We start from the raw sequence: 12100 nt of genomic DNA on the forward strand, positions 1-12100 counted from the left end.
ACTGGCGGAACAGACTGCCGCCCATACGCACCACAACACAGGTACGCCGGAGAACGCCAACGCGATAAGGAACACGGCCTATAAATCGGATAGGCTGAAACAGAAATATTCGCCTGTGATTGGTTGACTTTCAGTCTGGCAGTGTTGTTTGTTTTATAGTCATGTTATAGGTTGATATTTCTGATTCTAAGCATTAGACTTCTTATGTTAGTTGAAGTGGATCGCGCTAAGGCCGAGGCTACCAACCCGGTTAAGAGCACAAAAACAGAGGTCCTGCTTAAAGGTAAAAACAAAAAACCAACCTCACCAGTTGGTTTTTTTGTTTTTACCTATCTATTAATCCATTGAATCATATCCAAATAAACTTATAATCAACGGCTGTTAGTTGAGGCGCGTTTTGGCCTGTGTATCTCTTACGCAAGTTTTCGTAAGTCCTGGCTGAATACAGGTGGTGCTGATTCAGAGCCTTGGTCGGAGCGCGATCCACTTCAACTAACATTGATGAGAACCAGACGGACAGGCAATGTAAAGGCAATGGCTGGGTAAATCGTGCTCCTCAACTGGAGCAAACGGGTGAAAGCATTTATTGACTCTGCTATCATCGTTCTCAAAGCGTTAATCGCGCTTTTAGAGCTGATCCGTGCATTTCTGAAATAGATAACGGAAACGTAGCTAAGGCCATCGGGGTAACCTCCCGGTGGCCTTTAACATTTACCGCTTTTGCTCAAGCAAGCCACTCTTGTTTAAGTGGCCCAATATACTGATCTAACAGCTTAAATTTGGTAATCCCGACCGGACTTGAACCCGTGTTCAAGCGGTTATTGCTCCGGTAGTATGGGAGGATAGCCAACAGATTAGTGTAGTTTACCGCGAGTCATACACATAATAACATTGGGATGTCTTTTTAAATGCGGTATCAATCAACGCTACGGGTTATGATGGTCTGAAATACAATTATCTCGCCCGCAACATGCGGGCTTTTTTATACTTTCATAGAGCTTGAATACAATTCTGATATTAAATGAATGGGCAGTAAGTGTAATAAAAAACTGATAATTCAGTGTGTTATATTAGCTTAGTGATTTAAAAGTTGTCGTTACTTTTTTGGATATAGAAATAACTTATGTGATATCAGAATTGTTTGGTAAATCATTTCGGACGGTTCGTTTGATAGGCTGCTTATTTTCATCAAAATACCGACTGGGCCATATCTCAGCAGGTGTGACACCAATTTCCTGAGCAATCAGTAATTCCCCTTTAGGCCAAGGGCGCGTTAAAGCATTTGCTAATGTTGAAGAACTTAAACCGTGCTCCCTGGACAATGATGCCAGCGTTTTATTCTTCTTGCGTATCGCAGCGATAATATCGGCGGTATGCCAGTCTTTTTTCATATTCCTGCTTACCTCTTTGGTGGTGGCGATTCAAACAGGGTTCGCAGTACCGGAGAACATCCAATCCGGCGAGGCATAGCCTCCCCTGCCTGAACCGCCATAGAAAGAGCGATAACAGGCACACTGGTAAGAAAACAACCTTACCAGTGGGATGTTCGTTCAAGGCTGCGACCCCCTGACCATCGGATTTTGCCGATAGCAGTGCTACTTTAACTGATTGTATTATCTGACTCAAGAATCAAATAAATACCTTAGTGACGGTTTGCCTCGCTGCGCTTATGACGAAATAAATGAATTTATGGCGAAAACGGCACTACACCGCACCCGCCTGCACGTTTTGGATCAAAAAATTTTTTCAGTTTTAAAATCCTACGAATCGAACAGCCAAACCGTGCCAGCACTGGCATTGTGAGAGAAGCAGCAAACTGAAATGATTGAAAAGATTTTCAGGGAATTTCAGTTTTTGGATCAAAAGAGGATCACGGATAAAATCCCAATACAATGATATTAAAGGAAAAATTATATTTTGCGTGGAAAATAAAATCACGGAGGAAAGCCGTGCTTTATCATAAAAATTAGATAAGGCCGGTTTTACTGGATATATAGAACTGAAATTATTTTCTCCTTTTGCATTATGACAAGGAGAAAGTGAAAGTATTAAAGTGAGCTTAATTCATTAATAAGCGCAGGGTTACGTTCAAGCATCTTAAGTAGTTTCAGTGATGAACCAGAAGGAATGCAGCGGTGTCCATTGATGCCCATAAAAATAAAATAGATGGACGTAAAGTGGACATTGGACAAACAAAAAGGGCTACACTTTAGTGTAACCCCTTGATTTATTTGGTGGAGCTGGCGGGAGTTGAACCCGCGTCCGAAATTCCTACATCCTTGGTACTACATGCTTAGTCTAATCTTTACATTCGCTTGCCAGCTGCGGATAGACACGCCACTAACAAACTAGCCTGATTAGATTTAACGCTTCAACCCCAGGCAAGGCATCCACGCGATCTCTTTTGGGTTTGACCTCTCTTGATCCCCGTCCTAAGAGCGGAGGCTAGGGAGAGAGGGCTCTGCGCAGGTTATTAAGCTGCTAGTGCGTATTTTTCGTCGTTTGCGACTATTTTTTTGCGGCTTTTTACGAGGCCAACCGCCCCTCGGCATGCACCTTGGGTTTCGCGAATCCCGTCGAATCCAGAATCAGCCCCAAGTGTCTTAAACGCAAGTATATCAGAATACTAAACCATAATGCCAGAATTTATCGCCCAGCATTCTTCATAATACGCGCTTTGTCTAATTTCCATTCACGTTCTTTGATGTCCGAACGTTTGTCGTGTGCCTTTTTGCCTTTCGCTACGCCAATTTTGACTTTGCACCAAGCATTTTTCCAATAAAGAGATAAGGCAACAACGGTATAACCTTCACGATTGACTCGACCATATAACGAATCAAGTTCGCGTTGATTAAGTAAGAGTTTGCGTGAACGCATTGGATCACAGACGACATGGGAAGAAGCTACATTTAACGGAGTGATGGTGGCACCAAAAAGATAAGCGTCGCCATCTTTGAGCAAAACGTAACTGTCGCTGATGTTAGCTTTACCAGCGCGCAGTGATTTGACTTCCCATCCTTGTAACGAGAGACCCGCTTCAAATTCTTCTTCAATGAAGTATTCGTGACGAGCTCGTCTATTCATGGCAATGGTTGCCGAACCGGGTTTGTGTGCTTTTTTCTTTGTCATAGTGTATGCATTATACTGAATGCTTTGGTGAAAGAAATCTTTTCCCGCGCATATTTGCTGATTAATGCGTGTTTATTGCATTATACGCTGACAGTTTTTTCTTTGATCACGTATAGGTGATATTATTTGCTACAATTAAGCCTTACAGGAAATTATATGCCACAGATTAGTCGCTCTGCGTTAGTACCGTATAGCGTGGAACAAATGTATAAATTGGTCAATGATATCGATTCTTACCCGGATTTTTTGCCGGGGTGTGTCGGCAGTCGGGTGCTGAGTGTTAGCAGTAACGAAATGACTGCATCAGTCGATGTTTCGAAAGCGGGTATAAGTAAGACTTTTGTTACCCGGAATATTCTGGCCGATAACCAAAGCATTAATATGCAACTGGTCGACGGGCCTTTTCGTAAGTTGATGGGAGGCTGGCAGTTCATACCATTGAGTGAAGATGCCTGTAAAGTTGAGTTGCACCTTGATTTTGAATTCACTAATAAGCTGATTGAATTGGCTTTCGGTAAGATTTTTAAGGAGCTGGCTGGAAGTATGGTGCAGGCTTTTACTCTGCGTGCACGCGAGGTTTATCGTGTCTGATATCAATATCGAAGTTGTTTATGCATTGCCTGATCGCCAATATCTGCGTACGGTGAAATTGGCTCAAGGCTCAACTGTTGAGCAGGCAATAGTTGCATCAGGTTTACTGACTTTGCGTAATGATATTGATTTGCAAAAGAATAAAGTCGGAATTTATAGCCGTCCTGTCAAGTTGACGGATATTTTGGAAGAGGGTGATAGGGTGGAAATTTACCGCCCACTATTGGCTGATCCAAAAGAAATGCGTCGTAAGCGTGCTGAGCGGGCTAAAAATAATGCTCAATAATTACTATAGACAGTCAGTTATCTATTTTTTTGACGGACTGTCTATATTTCTTCGGTTATTGAAGATCTTCGGTAAGTGAATTTTCGTTTTTAATGTCAGTCAGTACACCATTACTGTCAAATGTCAGGGTCAGAGTTTGCTGAGTTACTTTTTCGTGCCCAGGTTGCTGACGGAATACATAAAACCACGTTTGAGTCCCAAACGGGTCTTGTAACATGGGGGTTCCTAATGTGTAAGCTACCTGTTGCTGGGTCATTCCCTTGTGGATTTTTGATACACTAGTCGGTGTTAGGTAGTTCCCCTGATTAATGTCAGGGCGATAAACAGCCCGTTCCAACGTAGAGCAACCCGCAGTCAGCATAACGAATGATATAGCAGCGGCAGTCAACATTTTACAGTGCATGGTAATTACATTCCTTTAGGAGTCAGGGGGTTGATAATAATAGACCTTGACGAAATTGAAAACCTTTATACCCGTTATCTTTCAAGTTGCCTCTTTGTTGGCTACGCTCACTCACCCCGTCGCGATGCATCTTGAAATCCATAGGGTATACAAGCTTTAGCTATGACCTTAAATATACGCAAAAGTTGTATCAAATTACGCTGCTAGCAGCTCTTTAGCGTTTGCCAGGGTATTTTTTGTTACTTCACTGCCCGCGAGAAGCCGCGCCAGCTCTTGTAATCTGGCTTTTTTATCCAGCAGTTGCATTTGAGTTTCAGTTTCTTCACCGTCAGTCTGTTTACTGACATAAAAATGTTGGTGACCACAACCGGCTACTTGAGGTAGGTGGGTGACGCACATAACCTGTGTAGATTCGCCTAATTCACGTAACAGACGGCCGACAATTGCAGCTGTTGGGCCGCTGATACCGACATCCACTTCATCGAAAATCAAGGCGGACGTTTCCATTTTCTTAGCCGTTATAACCTGAATTGCCAGCGCAATACGGGAAAGTTCACCACCTGAAGCAACTTTTGCGAGAGATTGGTGTGGCTGACCGGGGTTAGTGGTGACGTTAAATTCAACTTTATCTGAACCATCAGCATTCAGATGTTCAGGTGCAAAAGAGACATCAATGGTAAAGCGACCATGAGGCATGGCGAGTTGATGCATACTGTGAGTAATGAGTTCACTGAGTTCTTTAGCATATTGTTGACGAACCAGATGCAATCTTTCTGCAACTTCCAATGCCAGCTTATGGTGTTTATTGACCTGCTCGCTAAGGTGGGTGCAGTCATCTTCTTGCTGCGCCAGTAATTGCTGTTCTTCTAATAATTGTTGATGTAGTGAAGGAAGTTCTTCCGGTGCAACGTGGTGTTTGCGGGCCACTCTAATTTGTTGTGAAATTTTTTGTTCCAGCTCAAAAAGACGATTTGGGTCCATATCCAGTTGATCACCGTAATGGCGGAGTTCATCGCTGACTTCATTAATTTGAATGGATGCTTCTTCTAACATGGTGAGTAATTGACTGAATTTATCATCCATAGTAATGAGTTCTGCCAGTTCGTGTTTGGCGTAGTTCAGCAGACTGGTAATATTTTGTTCATCGTTATCACTAAGTAACTGGAGTGCGGTTTGGCTGACAGATAGTAGCTGACCACGGTTTGCTAGCCGTTTATATTCATTATCTTGTTCTTGATATTCACCTGATTGTGGTGCCAGCTCATTGAGCTCTTTTAAGTGATACTCCAGTAACTGTTGACGAGATTGACGTGCAAGCGCCTGTTGTTGGAATCGAGCCAGATCCTGACAACTTTGGTGCCATTGCTGATATGCCTGTTTCATTTCATTTTGCAGATTGAATTGATTAGCGTAAGTATCAAGCAGGCGTTTTTGGTGGCCGTTATTTAATAGTAATTGATGGGCGTGCTGACCGTGAATTTGAATAAGGTGGGTACCCAATTCGCGTAATTGGGAAATCGGTACGGCAGTGCCATTGATAAAGCCTCTGGAACGACCATCTGACGTTATTGTACGGCGTAGTAAGCATTCATTACTGTCATCAAGTTGGTGTGCTTCTAGCCATTGGCGAGCAGAAGGCGTATCAGAAAGAGAAAACCGGGCACAAATATCAGCACGAGAAGCCCCGCTACGCACCATATTGGCCTCACCACGATTACCCAGACATAAACCTAATGCATCAATTGCGATGGATTTACCCGCGCCGGTTTCACCTGTGATGGCTGTCATGCCTGGCTGGAAGTCAATTTCAAGCTCACGAACAATGGCAAAATTGCTAATGGTTAACTGGGTGAGCATCACACTTCTCCTGTGTATAAAAACACCTCTGTATCTTCATACAGTATAAACTGGTTTTTTATACAGTAAAGTAGTGAGACCTAATTTTTTAGAACATTTTTTTAGACCAGCTTAGTTTTGTACTTAATGTGTTGAAGTAATTATAGTCTTGAGGATGAATGAGATTGAGCTTCTGTTTGCTGCGGCTAATAACTACATCCTCTCCATCCTGTATAGGTAGAACTATTTGGCTATCGCAACTGACTTCATAATCGTTGCTATTTTGGGAAAATTTCAGCCTGATGCTGCTTTCACTACTGATAACCAATGGTCGGGAAGACAATGTATGTGGGAACATCGGTACCAGGACGATAGCATCCAGATTTGGTGTCAGAATTGGCCCGCCTGCGGAAAGCGAGTAAGCTGTGGAACCCGTTGGCGTTGCGATAATTAGTCCGTCAGAACGTTGGGAAAAGGCAAAACGTTCATCAATATAGACTTCGAATTCAATCATATGTGCCACTTTCCCCGGATGGAGTACGACTTCGTTGATAGCGGTACTGATACGAGGTTTCTGGCCGTTTCTTCTGACTTGAGCTTCTAGTAGGAAACGGTGTTCGTTCCGATATTCGCCATCCAATACTTCAGAAAGTTGTTGCAAAGCATTATCAGGATCTAAGTCGGTCAGAAAACCTAGATTGCCTCTGTTAATACCAATGACTTTAATGTCATAACGGGAAAGGACCCGGGCAGCGCCCAACATATTGCCGTCACCACCAACAACGACAGCTAAATCAGCTTGTTTGCCAATTTCGGTCAGACCGCCAGTTTGTGCATCTTTTAAACCAATGTCTTTGGCAACCTGACGATCAATAATGACAGAATAACCTTTGGATTTTAACCAATGATAAAGCATCTCATGAGTAGCAAGTGCTTCTGGGTGGCGAGGATGACCAACAATACCTATGCATTTGAATTTTTTATTCATCGTTGTAATTGCCTTCTAGCAAGAGGTTTTATCCTCACAATACGGCGGGTTCCCTTGAATCCCCAGTTTAGATCCCCATAATAGGCTAAGTAGCGAGATTAATGCCAAATACGCGGAGATATTCATGAGTAGTAAAGAACAAAAAATGCCTGACGAGCAAGTCTCGGAAGATATGGAAGTTGTATCTGAACAGCAAAATAGTGCGGATAAAGCAGAAGCATCAGAGACAGAAAGCGTTGTTGATCCGCGTGTCGCAGAGCTGGAAGAACAGCTCAAGCAGGCGCAACAACGTGAACGTGATGCCATTTTGCGTGCTAAGGCTGAAGTTGAAAATATCCGTCGTCGTACTGAGCAAGATGTGGAAAAAGCCCATAAGTTTGCGTTAGAAAGATTTGCCAATGAACTGCTACCAGTGATTGATAATCTTGAGCGCGCTTTGGAGGTGGCAGATCGTACTAATACCGAAATAGCACCTATGGTTGAAGGCATCGAGCTGACGTTGAAGTCTTTCCTTGGGGCTGTGGGTAAATTTGGTATTGAAGTTGTTGGCGACACAAATGTTCCTTTTAATCCTGAAATTCATCAGGCTATGACCATGATGGAATCCGATCAGCATGAACCAAATCATGTCATGATGGTCATGCAGAAAGGGTATACCTTAAATGGCCGTTTGTTACGCCCGGCAATGGTAGCTGTATCAAAGTAATTCTAGCTCAGTAGTCATTTTAGTTCAGTAATAAGTATCAATGCCGCTCCAACAGGGGCGGCATTTTTTTATTGTGGCAACTCAGGTGTCCAGTTGATTGGCTCGATGCCTTGTTTTTCTAGCAATGCATTGGCTTTTGAAAAGTGTTTGCAGCCAAAGAACCCTCTGTGAGCAGATAGTGGAGATGGATGAGGTGCTTTGAGAACATGGTGTTTATTAGCATCAATAAAGTAGCCCTTTTTCTGAGCGTGGGAGCCCCAAAGCAGAAAAACGACACCTGAACGGTGCTCATTGATAGCGGCAATGACTTTATCAGTGAACGTTTCCCACCCCAGATTCGCGTGGGAGTGTGCATTACCACGTTCTACGGTGAGTACGGTATTGAGTAGTAACACCCCTTGTTTAGCCCAACTGACTAGGCAACCGTGATTTGGATGCTGGAAGTCAGGTATATCGGATGCCAGCTCTTTGTACATATTAACCAGAGAAGGTGGCGCAGGAATACCCGGTTGTACAGAAAAAGAGAGGCCATGTGCCTGATTGGGGCCGTGGTAAGGGTCTTGCCCAAGTATCACCACCTTAATATCAGCCAATTCGGTGTAGCGGAATGCATTAAATACATCCTGTTGTGGCGGATAAATAGTTTTACCTGCCTGACGTTCTTTTGCGACATAGGCCAGCGTGTCGAGAAAATAGGGCTGTTTTTTCTCGTTACCGATTACGTCGTGCCATGTGAGGGGTGCGGACATAGTAAATCCTTTTTATATAATTACCAAATGGATGTTAGCTTACCGATTACAAAATCAGAGGAAAACTTTTGATGCACATTAAAACTAAATTCTTGATAACTATTTCAATGTTGTAAAGTATTTTTGAAAGTTTATCCAAAAAATTGCTTTGAGGTTAGCTATAGAAACTTATTTAAAACGTAAGGTAGCAGTATGTTTTATAGTAACTATATGAAATTAACTGTTTTGAATCAATGAGTATCCTCATTTGTGTGGGTATATAGGAATGAGGCATATTGTTTTGACCAAATAACCAAGATAACTCATTGATAATTTGGTTTATTGTGCGAACGTAGAGATAGAAATGATTAAAGGTATTTAACACCGTGAAGGGCCAGATTGTGGTTAAGGATAAGCTGGATCGTTTGAATATTGTATGAAGCCAAAACAGTATTTGTTGTAAGTAGTCAGTTCACTTTGACTCTTTTCTGGCTATTTATTGACAAATAATAGGTAGAAATTTCTCTGTTATCAGCGAGAAGAATCACAGTTGATTAATTTATTTAACAAATTTTAAACATTTATTTAACCCAATGGCGTTCCCTGCCGATAGATTAGTTGTACTGATTAAATCGTCGATTATTTTCAGCTATCCTTAGGGGAATTTTATGAGTTTATCAATTGAAATGAATCTATCAGTCGATTCAAGTTTTCCCGTTTTAAATAATCTTCAACTTGTTACACCGCCTTCTGTTCCAGACCAGAATATTGAAAAAGCGACTACTGAAATTTTTTCCCTCTCGGAAATAACTAAACAAAATAATAGAGTCTATCAATCATTAATTAATGAGCAGAGTATTAACGTTAATTTAAAGTCAATCACAGGAATTAAGTCTGAGCAAATTAGAGGTAAGCAATCTCATGAGATTGATTATATGTTGACTTTAATTTCTGATGATGTCTACATACGCACCACGATGGGAATAGGTGATTATGTTCGTCTTTCTGATGGTGAATTATTAAAGGCAGGAATAGAGCCGGCAAATTTAAGGGATGAAACAACGGGTTTTCAGGCAGGTATTTATCGGAATGACGATCTCTATATAGTGGCTTTTGTGGGCACTAATGATTTGAAGGATATATTAACTAATTTACGGCAAGGTTTTGGATTTGATGAAGCTCAATATCATCAAGCAATTGATTTAGCTCGCACTGCCAGAATAGCATTTGGGGAAAACTTGTTATTTACTGGGCACTCTTTGGGAGGTGGATTAGCCGCGACAGCCGCATTATCAATTGGAAAGCCTGCGGTAATATTTAATTCAGCTGGTGTTTCTGACAATATGATGAAAAATTTGGGTTTTTCACCTCAAGAGGGTAGGGCTATCGCTGAAAATGGATTGGTACGCCATTATGTTGTGGAGCATGATTTACTTGATGCATTACAACAAAAACTGCCGGTATCTCAGCCAATAGGACATAAAATCTTACTGAAATATAATGATGATTCGGAAGAATCAGGCAAAGGTTTTCCTAATAATCTGATACGTGGATTAAAAGCACATTCTCTTGAAAAGGTGCTGGAATTATTAACGATATACAAACCTTGGTTATCTTTAAATGATGAACAGCAAGAAGAATCTCTAGTCATGCTTAATGAACCGGATCTGAGCATTTCCGCATAATTAAAGAGAAGTGTGATGAAAATTAATGAAGTAATTGAGCCTGAATCGGAACTAGATGGTCAGCGGAGTGAAGAAAATATAACTCCGTTACAATGGGCGATATTCAATCAGCGAATGGATGATGTTAATAATTTGCTGAGGGATGGAGCTGATCCTACTCAACCTGGGTTGCAACAAGAAAGTGCTTTACATACGGCTGCAAAAATCAACAATCCTGATTATCTTAAATCTTTATTATCAGTCGCGCATGATGTGAATATTATACATCCCGTAACCTTAGCAACACCTTTACATGTTGCGGTTCAGGTAGGGAGAAAAATGCAGATTGAATTACTGTTGGCCGCCGGTGCTAATCCTAATCAGGCTAATCGGATTGGAGATACTCCGTTACATATTGCAGCCAAAATTAATTCGCCGGAACTGGTGCTGATATTGTTGAAGTCAGGCGCTGATCCTAAATTACAAAACAAGCAGCAATCAACATTCCTGATGTATCTTAATTTTACACCGCTAAAAGCGCGGAGCTGTGAGATGCAAGCGGAATATGATGAAGTCAATTATTGGCTGAAAGCTCAGCAAGTCAGCCGATATTATTTGAAGTAAGATAAAAACGGGCTATTTGGCCCGTTATTTTTCATTTAAAGATCAATAAATTAAATCAGTAATTGTGGGTTGAAGCATTAGGATCAATTCACAAATCACCATGTTTTTATCGTATTTTATGAATATTATATATTAATTTATTTTCCTTAATAAACAATGTCTAAAACCCAGAGTTGCTGGATATATTTCCTTAAATACGTTTTTGTTTCTCACTGTGAGCTTACGTGATAAATGATATCTACATTGTTATAATATTTTACCTGGTTTTATTAAGCGAAATCATTAATCGTGATCATCCGTGTTGTTATATGTAGTGATTATTATGAAAAGTGAAGCAATTTATGGAGACAGTATCTGGCAGCCTAGTCGGGAAAAACAAAAAGACATAAGTATTATGGTAAGTTGCTTGGTATAAAATATTAAATTATTTATTTTTTAGAGGAAATGTTTCTTTATTTATGACTAATAGGGGAAAAATTAAATTAATTTACTGATGTGGCGTGTTTTTATGAAAAATAAATAGTATAACTCGTAATTAACATTAAATAATGTTCACTTATTGAAATTATCTTTTATCTTTATCTCAAAAAAACAGTTCATATTTATTTGAGTTTGACTTTAATTTAAATTAAAGGTGGAAAAATAAACTTGTGATAAGTGTTATATTTATATTGCCTTCACGCATAAATAGCTTTCCATAATACCGATACACCTATGCTTTTTATTTTCTTTTTAAGCAATATTGGTTATGTAGCCTATTTCACTGATTCTACGGACTGCTTGGATGAAAAGGCTGTATGTCTTAGTACACAAGGGCTGGTTGGAGGTGGAGCATAATTATGGGAACTTATTTATATCCTGTTCCTAATCCTGATTTTCCATTCCTTGGTGTGCATTTCACACGAATGTTCAATGGCAAACGGGATGTTGGTCCGAACGCGGTATTAGCAATAGAAATTGGACGAGAGATTGTAAGAAGATATTTTCCGACTTTTTGAATATAGTAGAACGGTAAAAATAATCATCAATCACTCCCAGCCGTCTGTTTTTTTACCTTATACTTTGATTATCACTTTAACAGGGCGATAATCAAAACATAAAGTTGGTAGATTTTGAAAAGTATCACCCGACATTCCTGAATTGGG

General features: G+C 40.7%; 12 protein-coding genes, 1 other RNA gene and 1 pseudogene. 7 read left to right on the forward strand and 7 right to left on the reverse strand.

Going from position 1 to position 12100, the window contains the following annotated elements; genetic code table 11:
• Positions 1 to 585 precede the first annotated feature (585 nt).
• Positions 586 to 657, forward strand: coding sequence for a damage-inducible type I toxin DinQ (gene dinQ / locus AAC155_RS24595; RefSeq protein WP_390904640.1), 72 nt, complete (start codon positions 586 to 588; stop codon positions 655 to 657).
• A 464-nt stretch (positions 658 to 1121) separates the two neighbouring features.
• Here the strand turns inward: dinQ and AAC155_RS23280 are convergent, their stop codons facing one another.
• The 3 genes from AAC155_RS23280 to smpB form a co-directional block, all read right to left on the reverse strand.
• Positions 1122 to 1391 (reverse strand): helix-turn-helix domain-containing protein, encoded by a 270-nt coding sequence (locus tag AAC155_RS23280; protein ID WP_046975142.1) that lies wholly within the window; start codon positions 1389 to 1391, stop codon positions 1122 to 1124.
• Between the two features lie 841 nt (positions 1392 to 2232).
• Positions 2233 to 2596, reverse strand: a transfer-messenger RNA (tmRNA) gene (ssrA, locus tag AAC155_RS23285).
• Positions 2597 to 2646: 50 nt separating this feature from the next.
• The gene (smpB, locus tag AAC155_RS23290) at positions 2647 to 3129 is read right to left on the reverse strand and encodes an SsrA-binding protein SmpB (RefSeq protein ID WP_015833415.1); all 483 of its coding nucleotides are present in this window, start codon (positions 3127 to 3129) and stop codon (positions 2647 to 2649) included.
• 156 nt (positions 3130 to 3285) lie between these two features.
• On the opposite strand from smpB, the gene AAC155_RS23295 reads away from it, so the two are divergent.
• Both AAC155_RS23295 and AAC155_RS23300 read left to right on the forward strand, forming a co-directional pair.
• Complete coding sequence (locus AAC155_RS23295; protein WP_112872053.1) at positions 3286 to 3720, forward strand: type II toxin-antitoxin system RatA family toxin; 435 nt, start codon at positions 3286 to 3288, stop codon at positions 3718 to 3720.
• A complete protein-coding gene (locus AAC155_RS23300; protein ID WP_112872052.1) occupies positions 3713 to 4006 on the forward strand; it encodes an RnfH family protein in 294 nt (97 codons plus the stop codon). The genes AAC155_RS23295 and AAC155_RS23300 overlap by 8 nt, the downstream gene beginning before the upstream one ends.
• A 55-nt stretch (positions 4007 to 4061) precedes the next feature.
• Here the strand turns inward: AAC155_RS23300 and bamE are convergent, their stop codons facing one another.
• The 3 genes from bamE to nadK form a co-directional block, all read right to left on the reverse strand.
• Positions 4062 to 4409 carry an outer membrane protein assembly factor BamE gene (gene bamE / locus AAC155_RS23305; RefSeq protein WP_113044322.1) on the reverse strand — a complete coding sequence of 116 codons (348 nt, stop codon included), beginning with the start codon at positions 4407 to 4409 and terminating at the stop codon, positions 4062 to 4064.
• Between the two features lie 195 nt (positions 4410 to 4604).
• Positions 4605 to 6266 (reverse strand): DNA repair protein RecN, encoded by a 1662-nt coding sequence (recN, locus tag AAC155_RS23310; protein ID WP_113044323.1) that lies wholly within the window; start codon positions 6264 to 6266, stop codon positions 4605 to 4607.
• Positions 6267 to 6354: 88 nt separating this feature from the next.
• Positions 6355 to 7233, reverse strand: coding sequence for an NAD(+) kinase (gene nadK, locus AAC155_RS23315; RefSeq protein WP_113044324.1), 879 nt, complete (start codon positions 7231 to 7233; stop codon positions 6355 to 6357).
• Between the two features lie 124 nt (positions 7234 to 7357).
• On the opposite strand from nadK, the gene grpE reads away from it, so the two are divergent.
• On the forward strand, positions 7358 to 7939 hold the full coding sequence (gene grpE / locus AAC155_RS23320) for a nucleotide exchange factor GrpE (RefSeq protein ID WP_011147556.1): 582 nt from the start codon (positions 7358 to 7360) through the stop codon (positions 7937 to 7939).
• A gap of 68 nt (positions 7940 to 8007) precedes the next feature.
• Here the strand turns inward: grpE and ung are convergent, their stop codons facing one another.
• Complete coding sequence (gene ung / locus AAC155_RS23325; RefSeq protein WP_113044325.1) at positions 8008 to 8688, reverse strand: uracil-DNA glycosylase; 681 nt, start codon at positions 8686 to 8688, stop codon at positions 8008 to 8010.
• Positions 8689 to 9335: 647 nt separating this feature from the next.
• Here ung and AAC155_RS23330 point away from each other — a divergent pair.
• The 3 genes and pseudogenes from AAC155_RS23330 to AAC155_RS23340 all read left to right on the forward strand — a co-directional run.
• Positions 9336 to 10352 carry a phospholipase gene (locus tag AAC155_RS23330; RefSeq protein ID WP_113044326.1) on the forward strand — a complete coding sequence of 339 codons (1017 nt, stop codon included), beginning with the start codon at positions 9336 to 9338 and terminating at the stop codon, positions 10350 to 10352.
• A gap of 15 nt (positions 10353 to 10367) precedes the next feature.
• Entirely contained in the window at positions 10368 to 10955 is a 588-nt protein-coding gene (locus AAC155_RS23335) for an ankyrin repeat domain-containing protein (RefSeq protein ID WP_113044327.1), read from the forward strand.
• 854 nt (positions 10956 to 11809) lie between these two features.
• Positions 11810 to 11911, forward strand: a pseudogene (locus tag AAC155_RS23340) (hypothetical protein); the annotation flags it as partial.
• Positions 11912 to 12100 lie beyond the last annotated feature (189 nt).

The organism is Photorhabdus sp. HUG-39 (assembly GCF_963878365.1).
Lineage (GTDB): Bacteria > Pseudomonadota > Gammaproteobacteria > Enterobacterales > Enterobacteriaceae > Photorhabdus > Photorhabdus kayaii.

Excerpts from the sequence above, each read along its gene's own strand:
- AAC155_RS23280 (WP_046975142.1), bottom strand. The coding sequence starts at position 1,391 with ATGAAAAAAGACTGGCATACCGCCGATATTATCGCTGCGATACGCAAG.
- smpB (WP_015833415.1), bottom strand. The coding sequence starts at position 3,129 with ATGACAAAGAAAAAAGCACACAAACCCGGTTCGGCAACCATTGCCATG.
- AAC155_RS23295 (WP_112872053.1), top strand. The coding sequence starts at position 3,286 with ATGCCACAGATTAGTCGCTCTGCGTTAGTACCGTATAGCGTGGAACAA.
- bamE (WP_113044322.1), bottom strand. The coding sequence starts at position 4,409 with ATGCACTGTAAAATGTTGACTGCCGCTGCTATATCATTCGTTATGCTG.
- recN (WP_113044323.1), bottom strand. The coding sequence starts at position 6,266 with ATGCTCACCCAGTTAACCATTAGCAATTTTGCCATTGTTCGTGAGCTT.
- nadK (WP_113044324.1), bottom strand. The coding sequence starts at position 7,233 with ATGAATAAAAAATTCAAATGCATAGGTATTGTTGGTCATCCTCGCCAC.
- grpE (WP_011147556.1), top strand. The coding sequence starts at position 7,358 with ATGAGTAGTAAAGAACAAAAAATGCCTGACGAGCAAGTCTCGGAAGAT.
- ung (WP_113044325.1), bottom strand. The coding sequence starts at position 8,688 with ATGTCCGCACCCCTCACATGGCACGACGTAATCGGTAACGAGAAAAAA.
- AAC155_RS23330 (WP_113044326.1), top strand. The coding sequence starts at position 9,336 with ATGAGTTTATCAATTGAAATGAATCTATCAGTCGATTCAAGTTTTCCC.
- AAC155_RS23335 (WP_113044327.1), top strand. The coding sequence starts at position 10,368 with ATGAAAATTAATGAAGTAATTGAGCCTGAATCGGAACTAGATGGTCAG.